The organism is Lysinibacillus sp. 10T31, from assembly GCF_056394365.1.
Genome location: NZ_JBFTHS010000002.1, coordinates 95130 through 112515 on the forward strand (window position 1 = coordinate 95130; position 17386 = coordinate 112515).

At 38.5% G+C, this 17386-nt stretch carries 15 protein-coding genes; 1 reads left to right on the forward strand and 14 read right to left on the reverse strand.

Features of this window, described 5'->3' with window-relative positions; all coding sequences use genetic code 11:
- Nucleotides 1-11: 11 nt before the first annotated feature.
- The 3 genes from AC1DCY_RS01720 to AC1DCY_RS01730 all read right to left on the reverse strand — a co-directional run bounded on the left by AC1DCY_RS01720 (nucleotide 12) and on the right by AC1DCY_RS01730 (nucleotide 6674).
- The gene (locus AC1DCY_RS01720) at nucleotides 12-4343 is read right to left on the reverse strand and encodes a PolC-type DNA polymerase III (protein ID WP_477346896.1); all 4332 of its coding nucleotides are present in this window, start codon (nucleotides 4341-4343) and stop codon (nucleotides 12-14) included.
- A gap of 452 nt (nucleotides 4344-4795) precedes the next feature.
- Complete coding sequence (locus tag AC1DCY_RS01725; protein ID WP_477346898.1) at nucleotides 4796-4924, reverse strand: hypothetical protein; 129 nt, start codon at nucleotides 4922-4924, stop codon at nucleotides 4796-4798.
- Nucleotides 4925-4967: 43 nt separating this feature from the next.
- Nucleotides 4968-6674, reverse strand: coding sequence for a proline--tRNA ligase (locus tag AC1DCY_RS01730; RefSeq protein ID WP_477346900.1), 1707 nt, complete (start codon nucleotides 6672-6674; stop codon nucleotides 4968-4970).
- Nucleotides 6675-6936: 262 nt separating this feature from the next.
- On the opposite strand from AC1DCY_RS01730, the gene AC1DCY_RS01735 reads away from it, so the two are divergent.
- Nucleotides 6937-7113, forward strand: coding sequence for a hypothetical protein (locus tag AC1DCY_RS01735; protein ID WP_477346902.1), 177 nt, complete (start codon nucleotides 6937-6939; stop codon nucleotides 7111-7113).
- A 184-nt stretch (nucleotides 7114-7297) separates the two neighbouring features.
- Here the strand turns inward: AC1DCY_RS01735 and rseP are convergent, their stop codons facing one another.
- From rseP to AC1DCY_RS01790, 11 genes are all read right to left on the reverse strand, one after another.
- On the reverse strand, nucleotides 7298-8560 hold the full coding sequence (gene rseP / locus AC1DCY_RS01740) for an RIP metalloprotease RseP (protein ID WP_477346904.1): 1263 nt from the start codon (nucleotides 8558-8560) through the stop codon (nucleotides 7298-7300).
- Between the two features lie 45 nt (nucleotides 8561-8605).
- Entirely contained in the window at nucleotides 8606-9751 is a 1146-nt protein-coding gene (dxr, locus tag AC1DCY_RS01745; RefSeq protein WP_477346905.1) for a 1-deoxy-D-xylulose-5-phosphate reductoisomerase, read from the reverse strand.
- A 155-nt stretch (nucleotides 9752-9906) separates the two neighbouring features.
- Complete coding sequence (locus tag AC1DCY_RS01750; RefSeq protein WP_477346906.1) at nucleotides 9907-10704, reverse strand: phosphatidate cytidylyltransferase; 798 nt, start codon at nucleotides 10702-10704, stop codon at nucleotides 9907-9909.
- Nucleotides 10701-11495, reverse strand: coding sequence for an isoprenyl transferase (locus AC1DCY_RS01755; RefSeq protein ID WP_477346907.1), 795 nt, complete (start codon nucleotides 11493-11495; stop codon nucleotides 10701-10703). The genes AC1DCY_RS01750 and AC1DCY_RS01755 overlap by 4 nt, the downstream gene beginning before the upstream one ends.
- A 553-nt stretch (nucleotides 11496-12048) precedes the next feature.
- Entirely contained in the window at nucleotides 12049-12606 is a 558-nt protein-coding gene (gene frr / locus AC1DCY_RS01760; protein WP_477346909.1) for a ribosome recycling factor, read from the reverse strand.
- A complete protein-coding gene (gene pyrH / locus AC1DCY_RS01765; protein WP_323645125.1) occupies nucleotides 12606-13331 on the reverse strand; it encodes a UMP kinase in 726 nt (241 codons plus the stop codon). Before pyrH ends, frr begins: the two co-directional genes overlap by 1 nt.
- A 345-nt stretch (nucleotides 13332-13676) precedes the next feature.
- Nucleotides 13677-14564: a translation elongation factor Ts gene (gene tsf, locus AC1DCY_RS01770; RefSeq protein ID WP_477346911.1), complete on the reverse strand. Its 888-nt coding sequence runs from the start codon at nucleotides 14562-14564 to the stop codon at nucleotides 13677-13679.
- A gap of 101 nt (nucleotides 14565-14665) precedes the next feature.
- Nucleotides 14666-15385 (reverse strand): 30S ribosomal protein S2, encoded by a 720-nt coding sequence (gene rpsB / locus AC1DCY_RS01775; protein WP_049668466.1) that lies wholly within the window; start codon nucleotides 15383-15385, stop codon nucleotides 14666-14668.
- Nucleotides 15386-15542: 157 nt separating this feature from the next.
- On the reverse strand, nucleotides 15543-16136 hold the full coding sequence (locus tag AC1DCY_RS01780; protein ID WP_477346913.1) for a hypothetical protein: 594 nt from the start codon (nucleotides 16134-16136) through the stop codon (nucleotides 15543-15545).
- A gap of 9 nt (nucleotides 16137-16145) precedes the next feature.
- A complete protein-coding gene (locus AC1DCY_RS01785; RefSeq protein WP_477346915.1) occupies nucleotides 16146-16454 on the reverse strand; it encodes an RNA polymerase subunit sigma in 309 nt (102 codons plus the stop codon).
- A 37-nt stretch (nucleotides 16455-16491) separates the two neighbouring features.
- Nucleotides 16492-17262 (reverse strand): FliA/WhiG family RNA polymerase sigma factor, encoded by a 771-nt coding sequence (locus AC1DCY_RS01790; protein WP_477346917.1) that lies wholly within the window; start codon nucleotides 17260-17262, stop codon nucleotides 16492-16494.
- Between the last annotated feature and the right edge of the window lie 124 nt (nucleotides 17263-17386).

A 17386-nucleotide genomic window follows, 5' to 3' on the forward strand; every position in this document is an offset into this window, starting at 1 on the left:
ACCTTCTTATTTTAGAAAAGTGATAACTGATTCGCATCAGGCATTCCTTCTAAACAGCCTAATTGATCCATGTACTCTATTAATGTCTTGGATACTCGACCTCGTTGCTGTAAATCTTCCTTCGATAAAAATTCTCCGTCCTCACGTGCTGCCACAATTTGTTTCGCAACGTTTGTACCAAGTCCAGGTATCGCATCGAATGGTGGAATTAACGAGTTCCCATCAATGATAAATTCACTAGCCTGCGAACGATATAAATCGACCTTTTGGAAGCTCATGCCACGCTCACACATTTCAAGTGCTAGTTCCATCACAGTTAATAGGTTTTTTTCTTTAGTTGAAGCATCTAAGCCCTTAATATTGATTTCATCAATTTTTGCACGAATCATTTGAGAGCCCTGTACCATGGCAATTAAATCAAAATCATCTGCACGGACTGTGAAATACGCTGCATAATAAAGAATCGGGAAATGTACTTTAAACCATGCAATACGAACAGCCATTAACACGTAAGCTGCTGCATGGGCTTTCGGGAACATGTATTTTATCTTTTTACATGATTCGATATACCAGCCAGGTACTTTATTCGCCAACATTTCTGCCTCAAACTCTTCAGATAAACCTTTCCCTTTACGCACGGACTCCATAATTTTAAATGCCAGTGACGGTTCTAGCCCTTGGTAAATTAAATACACCATAATATCGTCACGACAGCCAATTACTTCTTTCAGCACACATGTACCGTTTTGAATTAACTCTTGCGCGTTACCAAGCCAAACGTCTGTTCCGTGTGAAAGTCCTGAAATTTGCACTAGCTCTGAGAATGTTGATGGCTTTGTGTCTTCAAGCATTTGGCGTACAAAACGAGTACCGAACTCAGGAATGCCGAGCGTTCCGGTCTTACAGCCAATTTGTTTTTCTGTTACGCCTAAAGATTCTGGAGTACTAAAGATTTTCATAACGACTGGATCATCTGTTGGAATCGTTTTTGGGTCTATCCCTGATAGATCCTGCAACATCCGAATCACAGTCGGATCATCGTGCCCAAGAATATCAAGCTTTAAAATATTATCGTGAATGGAATGGAAATCAAAGTGTGTTGTACGCCATTCTGCATCCTGTGCATCCGCAGGGAATTGCACTGGTGAGAAGTCAAAAATATCCATATAATCTGGTACTACGATAATTCCCCCAGGGTGTTGCCCTGATGTACGTTTTACGCCTGTACAGCCTTGCACTAAGCGATCTACCTCGGCACCACGGAAATGCAAGTTGTTATCGCTAGCATAGCCCTTTACATAGCCATACGCTGTTTTTTCCGCTACTGTACCGATTGTTCCGGCACGATATACATAATCTTCACCGAATAATACCTTCGTATAGTTATGAGCTTGTGGTTGATATTCCCCGGAAAAGTTTAAATCGATATCAGGTACCTTATCTCCTTTAAAGCCAAGGAACGTTTCGAATGGGATATCTTGCCCATCCTTTTTATACGGTGTCCCGCATTCCGCACAATCTTTATTTGGTAAGTCATAGCCTGAGCTTACTGAACCATCATCAAAAAACTCAGAGTGCTTACAATTTGGACAAACATAATGCGGTGGCAGAGGATTTACTTCAGTAATCTCCATAAAGGTCGCTACTAATGAAGATCCAACAGATCCACGGGAACCTACTAAATAACCATCCGCTAATGATTTTTTCACAAGCTTCGCAGAAATTAAATAAATTACTCCGAAACCGTGGCCTAAAATTGACTTTAATTCCTTTTCAATTCGGGCCTTCACGATTTCTGGTAGCTCTTCTCCGTATATAAGATGTGCCATTTCATAGGTTAAATTTGTAACCTCATCATCTGAGCCTTCAATTTTTGGTGTATATAAATCATCTTTAATTGGTTTAACATCACCAATCATATTTGCGACTTTTTGAGAATTGGTGACAACTACTTCCTTCGCAAGATCTGGTCCTAAAAAATCAAATTCTTCAAGCATTTCATTAGTCGTTCTAAAATGAACTTCAGGTAGCTTTGATCTATTTAAGATGTTGGCACCACCTTGAGAGCCAATTAGTATTTGTCTGAACATCCCATCATTCGGATCTAAGTAATGGACATTTCCGGTAGCTACAACTGGTTTATCGATTTTCTTCCCTAGCTTTACAAGTTTGCGAATAATATCTTCAAGTGTCCATTCATCACGTATGACATTGCGCTCAATTAAAGGTGCATACACTGCCTTTGGTTGAACTTCAATATAATCATAAAATCTCGCAACTTGCTCTGCTTCCTCTGGGGATTTATTCATCATCGTCTCAAATAATTCACCATTACTACAACCTGATCCTACTATTAAACCTTCTCTATATTGCTCTAGAACCGCTCGTGTTACGCGAGGTACACGATAGAAAGTTTTTGTATGGGAATGCGTGACTAGTTTAAATAAATTTTTTAGTCCAGCATTATCTACCGCTAATATTGTGCAGTGCATTGGTCGTCCCTTTTTATAAGCATCCCCACCACCGACATGCTTATTAAAGTCGTCGTGGTACTTAATATCTAATTCATCTGCATCTTTTAACAGCTGTAAAAGTAAATACCCCGTTGCCTCTGTATCATAAATAGCCCGGTGATGCTGGGTTAATTCAATATTGAATTTTTTACAAAGTGTATTTAAACGATGGTTTTTCATCGTTGGATAAAGCATTCTCGCAAGCTCCAACGTATCAATAACTGGATGAATCGTTCCCTCTAGCCCGAATTTTTTATAGCCTGTGTATAAAAAGCCCATATCAAACGATGCATTATGGGCTACTACTACGCCATCTCCGATAAATGCATGGAACTCCTTAATGACTTGCTCCACTTCTGGCGCGTTACGTACCATATCATCTGTAATACCTGTCAGTTCAATGGTTGTTGCTGAAAGTGGATGATGTGGATTAGCAAAGCTTTCGTATTTATCTATAACATTTCCATCTTGAATTTTAACAGCAGCAAGCTCAATTATAGTATCGTAAGCAGTTGATAGTCCTGTCGTCTCTACGTCAAACACGACATAGGTAGTATCAGCTAATAATCGGTTCTCAGGTGCATACGCAATCGGTACACCATCATCTATTAAATTAGCCTCCAAGCCATAAATAACTTTTATGCCATGCTTTTTCCCTGCTGCATAGGCCTCTGGGAAGGATTGCACAACAGCATGGTCAGTAATAGCCACTGCTGGATGACCCCACTTTGCAGCCTGCTCAACAAGTCTACCAACTGGTGTCACTGCATCCATTTGACTCATTGGTGTATGAAGATGTAGCTCCACCCGTTTTTCGCCTTCTGGTGCGTGGTCCTGACGTGTTGCTTTTTTTATTTCATTAATATCATTTGCCATAACGATTAAATCACGAATGAATGTGTCAGTTTGTACAGAGCCTCGGACTTTTACCCACATGCCTTTTTTCAAATGCTTCATAAGTTCCGCATCATCATTATCACGTGAGAACATTTTTACAACGATAGAATCCGTATAGTCGGTAATTTTAATTTGTAATAAAGAACGACCGCTTTTCAGCTCCCTAATTTCTGTATCAAAAACAAAACCTTCTATGATAACACGGCGTTCTTCCTCAACAATGCGTTTAATTTCCATTGTTTCATCATCTTTAATTAACATACCAAGCTGGAATGGGCGGTCACCAAGGTTCGCAAGAGCTGGATTTTCTTTCTTCTCCTGCTCACGTTTTTGGTAATCTTGTATCGCTTGCTGAGCTAAAGCTGCTTCCTCTAAACGCCTTTGTTCCATGAAAGCTTCCTGTGCCGCAATCATTTCTTCCGTTTGATCTTGAAGCACAAAATCTATCACAATGTGTGGGAAGCCAAATTGACTATAGCTTTCGGAAAGCTTTTCTGCATACTTTGTTTTCAGCATCATATATTCCATTTCTTGCATGCAAGATAAAGTGATTTTTTGCCCATTCCACATAGGTATTTGCGATGCTAGACAATGTTTTAAAGGTGGCGCCATCTCATCTATTTGCTCTACTACTGTTAACCAATATTGTTGGACAAGTTCCTCCGTAACATTTTGCTCTACCGTATCAAAAGTTGTGTGAATTTGAGCGATAGCTGAAAATTTTTCAGTCAAACGAGTACGAAATAGTTGGTATAGTGAAAAAGGAAGTACATCTCGTAATTTAATGGAAAAATTCCATAGCCTATTCTTTTTGTGTACAGTTAACCGTGATAATTCACCTTCCTCAAAAAAGGACATATACACATCATCTGTTAACTCTAGTTGTTGCAAGAGCATTTGAAACTTCGTTCTTGCTTCTTGTTGCTGTTCCAATCTATTGACACCTACTTTCAGAAAGAGACAGTCTTTATGCCCCTTGTTTTAATTCCTCACCAACGTTTACGAATCAAAGAAAAAATTCGCTCCCTTTCCGCAGGTGACCGTCAAGCCTCACAAATCCTAAACATCTATGAATTCATGCTTGGCTCGCTGTCCCCGAGAAGTGGCGCGAATCTTTTATCTATTTAATGCCATTTACATCCTTTTTGGGACAAGCCTTTCTAAAGGAAAAAATCAATTATGCCTCGGCATAATTGCCGCTGTCGCTACGCTTTCGCGCAGATAAACAATGCGTCCGGAATCGGCTTTGTGCTTAGGCCTGCACGACGCAGGTCAGTTAGCCGTTATCGCATGGATGCGATGAGTTTAGGCTAACATCCCCTAAGAACTCCTTTCCGATTCCGTGACATCCGCCGGAGGCTTTAGGCCAACACGATGTTGGTCACTCAGTTGTGTGTTGCTGTCGCTTCGCTTTCGCACAGATAAATTGCCACAGGACGTGGCGTTCTTAGACTGAGTTCCTCTATTTCAGCGGGTGTTTGGACACCCACTGAAAAGGAGCTTAAAACCCGCATTCATCTCACCACCATAGAGATGGGAGACTCCCGCTGAAAGAAGTTAATTCTTGCGGAAAAATTCATTTAAGCGATCAATGACCTCTTCTTTTTTCCATTCGAACGTTTCACCTGTTTGACGGAATTTAACCTCAACAACACCTTCAGTTGCTTTTTTACCTACTGTTACACGGACAGGTAAGCCAATTAAGTCAGCATCTGCGAATTTAACCCCAGCGCGCTCAGCACGATCATCTAATAGCACATCATAACGGTATGATTTCAATAAGCCATATAGCTCATCAGCTAAGGCAACCTGTGTTTCATCCTTTGTATTAACAGGGACAACATGGATATCATAAGGAGCTAATTGTGTTGGCCAAACAAAACCATTGTCATCTTGGAAATGCTCTGCAACAGCAGCTAAAATACGTGATACACCAATACCATAGCATCCCATAATAAATGGTTGTGATTTACCTTGTTCGTCTAAGAATGTACCATTCATTTTTGCAGAGTAAGTTGTTCCTAATTTGAAAATATGACCAACCTCGATACCTTCTGCAAATTTGATAATTCCTTGTCCATCTGGAGATGGATCGCCCTCTTGAATAAAACGAATATCTAAGTATTCATTCACTGCAAAATCACGCTCTGGATTAACATTTACTAAATGGAAACCATCTTCATTTGCACCGGCTACACCGTTACAAATAGATTTAATAGCATTGTCAGCTACTACTTTTACGTCTATTGGTAATTTAACAGGACCGATTGAACCAACACCACAGCCTAATAAATCACGGATTGCCGCTTCACTAGCAAGTTCAACAGAACCAGCTTCAAGTGCATTTTTCAGCTTAATATCATTAATTTCGTGATCTCCACGAGCAAGTACAACCACTAATTCACCGTCAACATCAAACACTAATGATTTAATGACATTTGAAGGCTCAACATTTAAGAAAGCTGATACTTCTTCGATTGTTTTTTGGTCTGGTGTTGCCACTTTTTCAAGCTCATTTAATGCTTTATCTGATGGTTGATAGTCTACAAGAACTTCTGCCATTTCGATGTTTGCAGCATAATTAGACGTGTCAGAGTATGCAATTGTATCTTCCCCAATTTCAGAAAGAACCATAAATTCATGTGTTCCTTTCCCACCAATTGAGCCTGCATCTGCAATAACTGCACGATAGTTTAAACCTAGACGAGAGAAAATATTTGAATAGGCACGATACATATCATCATATGTTTCATCTAAACTTTCACGTGATGCATGGAAAGAGTATGCATCTTTCATAATAAACTCTCTGCCTCGTAGTAAACCAAAGCGAGGACGTTTTTCATCACGGAATTTAGTTTGAATTTGATAAAGTGTTAGCGGTAATTTTTTATATGATTTAATCTCATCACGTACTAAAGTTGTGATTACTTCTTCATGTGTTGGCCCTAATGCGAAATCACGATCATGACGGTCCTTTAAACGCATTAATTCTGGACCGTATTTTTCCCAGCGGCCTGATTCCTGCCAAAGTTCCGCAGATTGTAATGAAGGCATTAAAAGCTCAATTGAATTGATTGCTTCCATCTCTTCACGAATAATGTTTTCTATTTTTGTTAACACACGTTTTGCAAGCGGTAAATACGAGTATACCCCACTTGTATTTTGACGAATAAACCCTGCACGTAGTAATTGCTTATGTGATTTTACCTCTGCATCAGCAGGTACTTCACGTAGCGTTGGGATAAATGTTTTACTTTGCTTCATTCAGTGTTCCACCTTTTTAATAGATAAGTTTTTATACTCTAATTAGCATAAACAAATTTAGCTTTGAACGCAATGTTTCAAAAAAATTGCGCTCAAAGCTATGTTTTTTCAATCAATTTTCACCTGAGCATAATTGCCTGGGCTTCTTCTAAATATGTTTTACTTGAAAAACTTAACTTAACTTCATTTATTTAGATCAATTATGCCTCGGCATAATTGCGTCCGGAATCGGCTTTGTGCTTTGGCCTGCAGATGTTTTTTTGTGCGAAAGCGCAGTGCTAACGTAGCGACAGAACAGATGTTTTTTGTGCGAAAGCGCAGTGCTAACGTAGCGACAGAACAGATGTTTTTTGTGCGAAAGCGCAGTGCTAACGTAGCGACAGAACAGATGTTTTTTGCGCGAAAGCGCAGCGCTAGCGGCATGATGCAGGTCAGTTAGCCGTTATCGCATGGATGCGATGATTTTAGGCTAACATCCTTTATGAACTCCCTTCCGATTCCGTGACATCCGCCGGAGGCTTTGGGCCAACGTGATGTAGGTCACTCAGTCATTGCCACAGGACGTGGCGTTCTTAGACTGAGTTCCTCTATTTCAGCGGATGTTTGGCATCTGCTGAAATAAGTTAAAAGAAAAATCGTTGTATATCGTTCCATGTAACTACGACCATTAAGATCATCAATAGTACGATACCGACAAAATGTACAAGACCCTCTTTTTGACGATCGATTGGTTTACCTCTTATTGCTTCAAAGCCAAAGAATAATAGACGACCACCGTCAAGTGCTGGTAGCGGTAGTAAGTTCATAATACCAAGGTTAATACTTAACATCGCTGCCCAATTCATTAAATTTAAGAATCCATATTGAGCTACCTGCTCTGTCGCCTTATAAATTCCTACTGGACCTGATAGAGCATCTATCGTGAATTTACCGGTAATTAACATACCAAGCAATTCAAATATTTTAGCAGTCATATTATACGTTTCTTGTGCGCCATAAACAACAGCCTTTAATGGATTAAATTCACGTGGACTCTCATACTTAACCCCTATTTGACCATATTTATCGCCATTTTGTTCTACTTCTTTTACCTTCATTTTTAGGTTAACTTGCTGACCATTTCGATCAACTGTTACTGTAATATCTTCACCAGGGTGATCTTGTACAATGGCAGCTAAATCTTGCCATTTTTTAACTACTTGTCCGTCAATGCCAACTACTTTATCACCTGCAAGCATTCCTGCTTGTGCAGCCGGATCATTTTGTACTACTTCTGTGATGATTGGCTCATATGTAGGTACACCATGAATTAATCCAATCAGCATATAAATAATAAAAGCTAAAATAAAGTTAAATAACGGACCTGCGAAGATTGTCATAGCTCGTTGACCGACTGTTTTAGCGTTAAATTGACGATCATATGGTGCAATTAATGTTTCTTTACCGTTTTCGACGAGAATACAATCTCTTGCAACACTATAACGAACTAATTTTTCTTCTTCATCATAGCCTTCTACAAACAAATCCTTTTCTAAATCGGCACGCTCAACTTCTAAAAATAACAAATCTGGTAATTGCTTATTATTTTGATTAAAGATAATTTTCTTTACAACATTATCTTCATCTACAATAAGCCCTACTCGATAGCCCGGCTGTAACTCGGCGCCATCCATGTCCTCACCTGCCATACGCACGTAACCACCAATCGGCAATAAGCGTAACGTATAGATTGTTTCACCATGTGTTTTTCCATAAATTTTTGGGCCCATACCGATTGCAAATTCTCGAACCATAATTCCTGCTCGTTTCGCGAATAAGAAATGACCAAATTCATGGAAGAATACAAGTAGGCCAAATATTAAAATAAATGCAATAGCTGTTTGCATAATACCCCACCTTTAAAAGCGAATAGTTAACGATATCTTCTCTCTTTATTTTACCATGTCTAACACTGTTTTTCTTGTTTCACTGTCTACATGCAAAATTGTTTGCAAATCCGGCACTAATATGTTGCTATGTGCTTGCATTACACGCTCAATCGTTTCGTCAATTTCTAGGAATGTTATTTTCCCTTGTAAAAATGCCGCAACTGCCGCTTCATTCGCTGCATTCATCGCTGTTAAAATTGTACCGCCTGTGCGCCCAGCTTCATAGGCTAGTCGCAATGCTGGATAACGTTCAAAATCCATTTCTTTAAAATGTAACTGACCAATTTGTGCTAAATTGAGTCTTTGTCCGTTATGCAGTGGCATACGATCTGGGTAGCTTAAGGCATATTGGATAGGTACACGCATGTCCGGCGTACCTAACTGTGCAATGACACTAGTATCATGATACTCAACTAGGGAGTGAATAATACTTTCTCTATGCAAAAGTACATCAATTTTATCATAAGGCATATCAAATAAGACATGTGCTTCGATGACTTCTAGTCCTTTATTCATCATTGTAGCAGAATCTATCGTAATTTTCGCACCCATTGACCAGTTCGGGTGGTTTAGTGCATCTGCAACCGTTACATGCTTTAGTTCCTCGCGTGTTTTGTCACGGAAGCTACCACCAGAAGCTGTAATAATTAAACGTTCAATATTTTTTGGATTCTCACCATTCATCGATTGGAAAATCGCTGAATGCTCACTATCAACCGGCAAAATTGCTGCATTGTATTTTTTGGCTTCTGCCATCACTAAATGTCCAGCGGTTACAAGTGTTTCTTTATTGGCAATGGCAATTGTTTTGCCCATGCGAATTGCAGCTAATGTCGATTCTAGTCCAACACTTCCAAGAACCGCGTTTACTAACACCGTCGAATCAGGATGTGTTGCTACCTCTACAAGCCCTTTTGCACCAAACGTAAATTGTACTTGTGGATATTCTTTAGCGAGCATAATTGCATCTTCTTCTAATTGAACAGATACAAGCTCAGGCTTTAAAGTTTCAATCATTTCACGCGTTTTTTCGATGTTTTTTCCTGAAGAAAACGCCACTAAATGAAAGGCATCGCGTTGTTCTTTTAAAATATCATAGGTTTGCCAACCGATTGAACCAGTTGCACCAAGTAAACTAATTTTTTTCACGACAAATTGTCCCCTTTTTCTATCTCAGCAAATGATATAGCACTCTGTTTAGAGGAAAATGCTATTATTATGACTCGTCAGCATGACGTAGAGTTGATTTCGGTTCCGACTGGACGCTTTCCTAGAGGCGTCCGATGACCGCTATTGTTTCCTAGTTACCAAAAACAATGGAAAAAATGTAGTAAAGGGACTACGAACAATAGACTATCAAAGCGATCTAAAATACCGCCATGCCCAGGTAAAATATTTCCTGAATCCTTTACGTCAAAATGGCGCTTGATAGCAGATTCCACTAAATCGCCCATTTGGCCAATAATTGACGCACAGATTGTGATGAAAATAAGTGAGCCATAGCCTTTTGCAAATGGATAAATTGCTTGCATCGCGATTGCAAAAATTACTGCTATAACAATCCCACCCACAAAACCTTCCACGGTTTTCTTCGGTGAAATTTCAGGCCATAGCTTATTTTTGCCTAGTTTTCTTCCAACAAAATATGCACCTGAGTCAGTTGTCCAAACTACAAGTAAACAATATACGACAAACTCTAGACCATAGCTTCGTGTTTCGATTAAATAATGGAAGCCTAACCCGACATAAAACGCACCTAATAATATAAATGCAACTTCATCGAATGTAATTTTATTTTTTACAAGTACTACATATATGAGTAATAGCATCATTAGACCATACACAACCATTAAATTGGAGGAATAGCCAATTGCATCTACTACCTTATTTGACCAGTCTGTTGGTATAACAAGTAGTATTAATGTTAGTAACCCTAAAAAACCAGGTACTGAAAAAAGTGAAATACCTTTCATTTTTAGTATTTCATAAAAGCCGACAACAGCCATCGCAAGCACAAATATTGTAAATGGCACTTTCCCATAAATAACAAATGGAATAAATAGTGCTGCTGCAATTATTGCTGTAATAATTCGTTGTTTCAAGTTGTTTCTTCTCCCTTCAACCCACCGTAACGGCGATTACGTTTCTGGTAGTTTTCCACCGCTTTCAGTAAGTTTTCCTCGCTAAAATCTGGCCACAATGTATCTGTAAACCAAAATTCTGTATAGGCGAGCTGCCATAACATAAAGTTGCTTAATCGCACTTCACCACTTGTACGAATTAATAAATCTGGCTCTGGTAGATGGGCCGTCATTAAATGAGATGTCAAGCACTCTTCTGTTATGTCTTGCATCGTTAATTGACCGTTCTGCACCTTCTGAAGCATTGTTTTCATGGCACTAACCATTTCCGAACGACTTCCATAATTCAGAGCAAAATTTAGAATTAGTCCTGTATTATGCTTCGTCTCCTCCATCGCATCATACAACGCTTTTTGCGTATGTGCAGGTAACAAAGATGGATCTCCTATCATTTCAACACGTACATTGCGTTCCATCATTTCAGGTAAAAAGGAACCTAAAAATTCGACAGGTAAACGCATTAGGAAATCGACCTCTGGTTTTGGTCGCTTCCAATTTTCTGTAGAGAACGCGTACACCGTTAAAACTTTAATACCTAGATCTGACGCAAATCTAGTTACCTTTCGTACCGTCTTCATACCTTCATGGTGCCCAGCAACACGTGGCAAGGCACGTTTCTTTGCCCAACGTCCATTTCCGTCCATAATAATCGCTACATGGGCAGGAATCGGCTCGTTTTTCGCAAGGGCAACACGTTCCTCCAATGATAGTGAATCTATATTTATTTGTTTACCTAATAGCTTTTTAAACATGCTAACTCCCCCACTACAACTAATCGGACGTATACTAACCTATCATAACAAACAAAAGCGCTTTTTGTCTTTTTTTTCCCCTCTAAATTGACTATGTATGAACTACCTTATTTTAGAACTACACATTTTAAGATATCTCCATACGTTGAGTTAATTTTCAATACAACTGTGTAGTCGAAATGAAAATCAACTTAACATGACATATTCCAAATTCTAGTGATGAACTCTCTTTATTAAGTGAGGCTTTTAAGACTTTTATCATACCCATTCAACTTAAGGCTAAAAAGGGGTTTTGCTCCCCTTTTTTCGTTCGATTTTTAATAATGTTTTTCAGTTCATATAAAGAATAGTTCTTCTTAATCTTAAAAGAAAGCAAAAATAGATGAAAGATATTTCCCTTAAAACAATTAAAGTTTCACTATCTCAGAAGTGTTTGGACCCTCCTGAATGAAAATATACTTTAACAGTAAAAAGAAAAGACGTCCTTTATATGTATAGGACGCCTTCATCTCATCAAAAAGTTCCATCATAGATATGCAAAGCGAGTAGTTGCTTACACTTCTAGAATTTCTTTTTCTTTTTCTTTCGTCACTTGATCTACTTTAACGATGAATTCATCCGTTAATTTTTGAATATCTTCACCGTATCCACGTAGATCATCTTCTGTGATTTCGCCAGCTTTTTCAAGTTTTTTCAGATCATCATTAGCATCGCGACGAACATTACGTACAGCGATTTTTGCATCCTCTGCTTCTTTTTTCACTTGCTTCACAAGATCTTTACGACGATCTTCTGTTAAAGCAGGAATCATTAAGCGAATAACAGATCCATCATTTGTTGGTGTAATACCAATATCTGATTTCATAATCGCTTTTTCGATTTCACCTAAAATTGTTTTATCGTAAGGTGTAATAACTAATAAACGCGCTTCTGGTACCGCAACACCTCCAAGTTGATTAATAGGTGTTGGTGCACCATAATAATCAACCGTAATGCGATCTAGTAGAGCGGCATTTGCACGACCTGCACGGATTGAAGATAGTTCACGTGAAAAAGCGGCAATTGTTTTGTTCATTTTTTCTTTAGCTTGTTCTAATACTTGTTTAGACATTATGCATTCCTCCTAACAACTGTTCCAATTTTCTCGCCTTGTACGGCACGTTTAATATTACCTGGTTCCGTAATTGAGAAGACAATTAACGGAATATCGTTATCCATACATAAAGTAGAAGCTGTAGAATCCATTACTTGTAAGCCTTGTTGGATAACGTCTAAGTACGTGAGTGTATCATATTTAACGGCAGTTGCATCTACTTTTGGATCTGCAGAATAAACACCATCTACATTATTTTTTGCCATTAAAATCGCATCTGCGTCGATTTCAGCTGCACGTAACGCAGCTGTAGTATCAGTAGAGAAGAATGGGTTACCAGTACCTGCTGCAAAAATAACTACTCGTTTTTTCTCTAGGTGACGAACTGCTTTACGGCGAATATATGGCTCTGCTACTTGTGTCATTACAATAGAAGATTGCACACGTGTTTCAATTCCTAATTTCTCCAGTGCATCTTGTAACGCTAGAGAGTTCATAACCGTTGCTAGCATACCCATATAATCGGCTGCTGCACGATCCATCCCCATTTCGCTACCGATTTTTCCACGCCAAATATTACCGCCACCTACAACAACAGCAACTTCTACATCAAGATCTACTACCTCTTTTACCTCTTCTGCAACAGACTTGATAATTTTTGGTGATAAACCGAAGCCCGCTTCCCCAGCTAACGCTTCACCACTTAATTTTATAACTACTCGTTTATATTGTGGCACACTCATTGTAAACCTCCGTCAGACTTTATTTAAAACATCCTTATTCCCTTTTCCATTATAGTATATATTACAATAATTGCTAGTTGTGAATAAGGCAAAATAGAAAAATTATATGGCGTACACCATAACTTTGATTAATTTTCACTCTGACCGGGCGCTTTCCTTAGGCGTCCAATCAGCTTGTATAAATGGAATATTATTAAATAACTATCATCTCTAACTTTTTTATGATGAGACAATTATATCTTTTTTCGCTCATTTCGGAAAAATAGGGAACACGCTATGTTGTGTTCCCCATTTTTTGTCTAGAAAATCTAGATATTATTTGATTAGGATCAAACGCAAGCTAAATTAGTTACCTTTAACTTGGCTCATTACTTCTTCAGCAAAGTTATCTTCACGTTTTTCGATACCTTCACCTACAGCGTAACGTACGAAGCCGTTTACTGAACCGCCAGTTGAAGCAACGAAGTCACGTACTTTTTGATCTGAGTTTTTAACGAATGTTTGGTCAAGTAAGCAAACATCTTCGAAGTATTTACCAAGACGACCTTCAACCATTTTTGCTACGATGTTTTCTGGTTTACCTTCGTTAAGAGCTTGTTCAGTTAATACTTTACGCTCACGTTCAACTTCTTCAGCAGAAACTTCATCGCGAGAAACATAAGTAGGGTTAATAGCTGCGATATGCATAGCAACATCTTTAGCAGAAGAAGCATCTGTAGAACCTTCTAAAGTAACTAATACACCGATGCGGCCGCCCATGTGTAAGTAAGAACCGAATGCATCTGCATCAGTTTTTGTTTTCACTTCGAAACGACGAAGAGTAATTTTTTCACCGATTGTTGCAATTGCTGTTGAAATTTGGTCAACAACTTTTACACCTTCTGCATTTGCAATCTCTAATGCAGCTTCAACTGTTGCAGGTTTAGCAGCAAGTAATTGTTCAGCTAATGAAGCAACTAATACTTGGAATTTATCGTTTTTAGAAACGAAGTCAGTTTCAGCATTTACTTCTAGGATGATTGCTTCGTTACCATTTTCTAAAATGTAAGTTGTACCTTCTGCAGCGATACGGTCAGCTTTTTTAGCAGCTGAAGAAAGACCTTTTTCACGTAGGAAATCGATTGCAGCATCTATATCGCCATCAGTTTGTACTAACGCTTTTTTACAATCCATCATTCCAGCGCCAGTTTTTTCACGTAATTCTTTTACTAATTGTGCAGTAATGTTTGCCATTTAGTGTTTCCTCCTCAAATTGGTTGTATAAATTTTAGTGATAGGTTCTAAAAAAGGTGATAAGGGTCCTGAGCCACTTATCACCTTTTTGTAAACGTGAATTACTCAGCAGCAGCTTCTACAGCTGGAGCTTCCTCTTCACCTTGTTTTGACTCGATTAAAGCGTCAGCCATTTTAGCAGTTAAAAGTTTAACAGCGCGAATAGCATCGTCATTAGCAGGAATTACGTAGTCGATTTCATCTGGATCACAGTTTGTATCAACAATACCTACTAGAGGGATGTTTAATTTAATAGCTTCTGCAACAGCAATGCGTTCTTTACGTGGGTCAACCACGAACATTACGTCTGGAAGAGCGTGCATATCACGGATACCGCCTAAGAATTTGATTAGACGTTCGTGTTCTTTTTTAAGTTGGATTACTTCTTTTTTAGGTAGAACTTCAAAAGTTCCATCTTCTTCCATTTTTTCGATTGCTTTCATACGTGCAACACGTTTTTGAATTGTACCGAAGTTTGTAAGAGTACCACCTAACCAACGTTGGTTGATGTAGTAGTTGCCTGAACGTTCAGCTTCATCTTTGATCGCTTCTTGTGCTTGTTTTTTCGTACCAACGAAAAGAACTTTACCACCGTCTTGACCAACTTGACGCATGAAGTCATAAGCTTCCTCTAATTTTTTAACAGTTTTTTGTAAGTCGATGATGTAGATCCCGTTACGTTCAACGAAGATATATTTCTTCATTTTTGGGTTCCAACGACGAGTTTGGTGACCGAAATGTACACCAGCTTCAAGTAATTGTTTCATAGAAATTACTGACATGTGTATTTCCTCCTAGTATGTTTGGTTTTTATCCTCCGCATTTATCACTTGCAACAAGCTACCCTAATCTTAGAGCACCACTTACTACATCAAAACGCGTGTGTATTAATAACACCATTTGCAACTATATCATAGCTTTATCTCGTCCGCAACTGTTTTAGTGATGAAATTTCAATAAAAGCTCGATTTCTGTTTTTCCTTTTTGCAGCTGCTTGGCAATTTCTTCTGCTGTTTTACCTTGTTTCGCTAATTCAACAGCTTGTTGTTCTATTGTTAATGGCTTCGCTTCTTCCTTTTTGGTTGCATCAGTTGGTTGCTTGGCTGAATGTACCACTTTAGCATCAGTTTTAGCCCCAGTTTGCTGCTGACGTGAATAAGCATTGGCTACGATATTTTTGGGCACATAAACACGCGGTTCATTATCTAGACTAACAGAACCGTCTACAGTGCTTTCTTCCTTTGTCAGAGAAGAAGGTTGCTCCTGCTCCTTTTGCCTCACAATCTGCTCCCCTTGTTTCACAGCATTTTGAATTTCAGACTTTGAAACTCTTTGCAACTCTTGAATTAGGCGATCATTTTCATCTTTCATATCAGCTAAATAGACACTGATTGTGTCATCCATTTCACGCATTAAGCGCTCCTGTTTTCTTTCTAAGTCCTTAAATTTTGCTAACTTCGTATTTAATATGATAAGGAAATAAAATGAAAGTAGCTGTAAAATAAATAGAACCGCAATTAGTATGATTGTCATCGTAAACTCCTATCCACTATAATCCACGAAATTTCCTTTAAACGGATGCTGCGCCTGCTTTTCTCGATTTTCATTATCCTTATTTTTCTTTTTTCGAGTACCTTTTATATACTCGACACCTGCTTCTTCATCTTCACTGATCTCATCCATACCCTCTGAAGTATTCACAACTTTTTGCTTGCGTTCTATTTCTTTTTTTAACGCTTCATTTGCATGTGCTTGCTGAGCCAAAGTTTGTTGTTGTGCCTGATCCGCCATTTTTCCTGCTTCAAATGTTTTTGGAATAGCTATTTGTAGTTCGACACCCTTTAAACTCATGAAACTTCCTCCTTCAACGATATGTATCTAAAGATGATTAAGCATTAATCATTTCATTGGATAATAATTTCCGAAGCTTTAATAACGCCTTAGAGTGGATTTGTGAAATGCGTGATGTTGATAATCCAAGCATTTCTCCAATTTCTGTTAATGTTAATTCCTCAGTATAAAATAAACTAAGCACCAGCTGCTCCTTATCATTGAGCTTTTGGATATTTTCCGCTAAATCCCCTAGTAGTTCTGACTTAACGACAGCTTGCTCAGGTGTCTTAGTCGTATCATCACGAATAACAAATGACTTTCCATCAGTCTCATCTTGATCTTGCTGCTCATTAATGGAAAGAACATTTGAAAAGAAATGCTCCTGTACAGTTTGGTAAACTTCCTCAACAGGTAAAGTCATATGTTCCGCAAGTTCCTCAGGTGTTACATGACGCATATATTTTTGTTCTAACTGTTCAATTTGTGCATCTAACTTTTTTGCCTTCTCACGTGCGGAACGTGGCAACCAATCTTCCTTACGTAAACCATCAATAATTGCTCCTCTTACTCTAAAAGAAGCATATGTATCAAATTTCAAGTCTCTATTAATATCAAATTTATTTAACGCGTCAAAAAGACCTACCATACCTAAGCTCGTTAAATCGTCTCGCGATACACTCTTTGGTAAGCTCGCTCCAATACGTTGTACATGATAGGATACTAGAGAAATATATTTTTTTATAAGTAAATCACCAGCATCTGGATCACGTTCATTTATCCAGCGGTTCCACAGCTTTTGTTCATCGTTCAGAATTGGTTGTGTCATGTAATCCACCTCTCTAAGAAAAACGCATCTACGCGCCTGTTTGCCACTGTCTTATATTACCTTAATGCTTACTGTTGTACTTCTTCCTGAAAATTTTAGTTATTCGTAGATGGCAACAATGCGT